A 3,379-nucleotide genomic window follows, 5' to 3' on the forward strand; every position below is an offset into this window, starting at 1 on the left:
CATGACCTTGAGTAGGCCCTTGTCGATGGACGTGATGTACCGGTAGACGATCTCGCTTTCCGAGACCTCCGGCGGCATCTCGTCCTTCATGGCGAGCAGCGTCTCGAAGGCGAGATAGGGGTTGATGGCCTCCGCGCCGTAGCCGGCCAGGCAGGCGAAATGGTGCACCTCGCGGGCCTCGCCCGTTTCCAGCACCAGCCCGACCGAGGTCCTGAGCCCCTTGCGGATGAGGTGGTGGTGGACGGCGGCGGTCGCGAGCAGCGCCGGGATCGGAATGCGATCCGGCCCGACGCCCCGGTCCGACAGGACAATGATGTTGTAGCCGCCATGCACGGCCGCATCGGCCCGGTCGCACAGCCGCTCCAGCGCGCCCTCGAGGCCGGCCGCCCCGTTCTCGGACGGGTAGGTGATGTCCAGCGTCTTGGTGTCGAACCGGTCCTCGAAATGGCCAATGGACCGGATCTTCTCCAGATCCTCGTTGGTGAGGATGGGCTGGCGCACCTCGAGCCGCTTCTTCCGGCTGGTGCCTTCCAGGTCGAGAATATTCGGCCGCGGCCCGATGAACGACACGAGGCTCATCACGAGCTCCTCGCGGATCGGGTCGATCGGCGGGTTCGTGACCTGGGCGAAGTTCTGCTTGAAATAGGTGTAGAGCAGCTTCGACTTGTCGGAGAGCGCCGAGATCGGCGTATCCGTGCCCATCGAGCCGACGGCTTCCTGACCCGTCACGGCCATGGGCTGCATCAGCAGCTTCAGGTCTTCCTGCGTGTAGCCGAAGCTCTGCTGCCGATCGAGCAGCGACACGTCCGTGCGGGGCTGGCGCGGCTCGACCGGGCGCAGGTCCTCCAGGACGATCTGGGTGCGGCGGAGCCAGTCCTGGTAGGGGTTGGCGGCCGCGAGGTCGCGCTTGATCTCGTCGTCCGAGACAATGCGGCCCTGCTCAAGGTCGATCAGCAGCATCTTGCCCGGCTGCAGGCGCCACTTTTCGACGATCGACTCCTCCGGGATCGGCAGCACGCCCATCTCGGATGCCAGCACCACGAGCCCGTCCTCGGTGACGAGGTAGCGGGCGGGCCGCAGGCCGTTGCGGTCCAGGGTGGCGCCGATCTGGCGCCCGTCCGTGAACACGATCGCGGCCGGTCCGTCCCAGGGCTCCATCAGGGCCGCGTGGTACTCGTAGAAGGCGCGCCGATCCTCATCCATGAGCGGATTGCCGGCCCAGGCTTCGGGCACCAGCATCATCATGGCGTGCGGCAGCGAGTAGCCGCCGCGCAGCAGAAATTCGAGCGCGTTGTCGAAACAGGCGGTGTCCGACTGGCCCTCGTAGGAGATCGGCCAGAGCTTGGAGATGTCGTTGCCGAAGAGCTCGGAATCGACGGAGGCCTGCCGGGCCGCCATCCAGTTCACGTTGCCCCGCAGCGTGTTGATCTCGCCGTTATGGGCGACGAGCCGGTAGGGGTGGGCGAGGCGCCAGGACGGGAAGGTATTGGTGGCGAAGCGCTGATGCACCAGCGCCAGCGCGCTCTCGACGCGCGGATCGGCGAGGTCGCGGTAGTAGCGGCCGAGCTGGTTGACCAGCACCATGCCCTTGTAGACCACCGTCCGGGAGGACAGGCAGACCGGGTAGAATTCGGAGAGCTGGCGGTTCTGCCGGGTGTAGACCGCGTTCGAGATGACCTTGCGCAGCAGGAAGAGCTGCCGCTCGAACGTGTCGCCGTCTTCGATCGGCTTCGCGGCGCCGACAAAGATCTGCCGCTGCTGCGGCTCGGTGGCTGCCACGGACGGGCTCAGGTCCTCGGACAGGACTGGCACCTCGCGCCAGCCCAACAGGACGAGGCCCTCGGACTGGACCGCCTGCTCGACGATCTCGGCGACCGTGCGGCAGCTCTCCGGGTCCCGTGGCATGAACAGGTGGCCGACGCCGTACTGGCCGGGCTCGGGCAGCGCGAAGCCGAGCGCTGCGCATTCCTCGCGGAAAAACTCGTGCGGGATCTGCAGCAGGATGCCGCAGCCGTCCCCCATGGTCGGGTCGCCGCCGACGGCCCCACGATGGTCGAGATTGGCCAGGATCTGGAGGCCCTGCTCGACGATCCGGTGCGACTTGCGGTTCTTCATGTCGGCCACGAAGCCGACGCCGCAGGAATCGTGCTCCCGCGAAGGGTCGTAGAGGCCCTGGGGTCCGGGCAACAGCGGGTCGCGACCGCTCACGGCCGCCGTGCCGCCGGCCGCTGCCCCGCTTGTCCGTCCGCCGGATCCGCTCATCGCCACATCCTCGCCTTCGCTCACAGGGAGCGCCTTCGTCGTGGCGTCGGCTGACCCTGAAGCAAGGATGTTGCCGGGCCGCCTCCGCCATCTCTCGTGCGGCCGCGACCCCTTTTCGCGCCCGCTTCTCGCGGGCCTTGCGCGGGCTCTTAGCCGGCGCGCACCCGCATGGCCCGCTTGCAGCGGGCGTCCGTCACGTCACGTTTCGGTTCCGAGATCAGAACCACAGCGCTCACCTCGATGCGACCCCCGCGCCGGGCGAGAGAACCCGGCGGCAGGTTGGACAGCATCACTGTCCTACTTTGGAAACGTGCCAGATATCCCGCGCCCGCACAAGCGTTTCCGCCGTCTCCGTCCCGCCGTGATTGACTTCGCGGGAGCCCCAGCCTAAGCGGCCTCTGCGCGCGGTTCGTAAAGGGCCGCGCGTATCATTTTACGCACCCGTGTGCCGGTCCCGAGACCCGGCGCTGTCGCCCGGCCGGCTTTTCGTCCGACCGGGAAAGGAGGGCGCGATCCTCGCCGATGCGGCGACCACGAGGGATGCGCGAATGTCGAAGAGAGTCACGGCGAAGCACAAGCTTGACCGCCGCATGGGCCAGAACATCTGGGGCCGCCCGAAGAGCCCCGTCAACCGCCGCGAATACGGCCCCGGCCAGCACGGACAGCGCCGCAAGGGCAAGATGTCCGACTTCGGCACGCAGTTGCGCGCCAAGCAGAAGCTGAAGGGCTATTACGGCAATATTTCCGAGAAGCAGTTCCGGAAGTACTACCAGGAAGCCATTCGCATGAAGGGCGACTCGGGCGACAACCTGGTGGCCCTGCTCGAGCGCCGCCTGGATGCGGTCGTGTACCGCGCCAAGTTCGCCCCGACGCCGTTCGCGGCGCGCCAGTTCGTCAACCACGGCCACATCAAGGTCAACGGACGTCGCGTCAACATCGCGTCCTTCCTGGTGCGTCCGGGCGACGTGATCGAGGTGAAGGAAAGCTCCAAGCAGCTCCTCATCGTCCTCGAGTCCGTCGGCCTCGCCGAGCGTGACGTGCCGGACTATTACGAAGTCGACCACACCAGGATGACGGCCAAGGTCACCCGCATCCCGCTGCCGGCCGACGTGCCGTA

The 3,379-nt window shown here is 67.2% G+C and carries 2 protein-coding genes; one reads left to right on the forward strand and one right to left on the reverse strand.

Annotated elements, in window-relative coordinates; all coding sequences use genetic code 11:
- On the reverse strand, nt 1-2,262 hold a 2,262-nt coding region (locus tag JWR86_RS13660), incomplete at its 3' end, for a glutamate synthase central domain-containing protein (RefSeq protein ID WP_299566537.1).
- Between the two features lie 548 nt (nt 2,263-2,810).
- Between JWR86_RS13660 and rpsD the strand changes: the two genes are divergently transcribed.
- Nucleotides 2,811-3,379 (forward strand): 30S ribosomal protein S4 (gene rpsD / locus JWR86_RS13665; protein WP_299566540.1); only part of this gene is annotated, 569 nt, incomplete at its 3' end.

This window comes from Enterovirga sp. (genome assembly GCF_028290205.1).
Taxonomy (GTDB): domain Bacteria; phylum Pseudomonadota; class Alphaproteobacteria; order Rhizobiales; family Beijerinckiaceae; genus Enterovirga.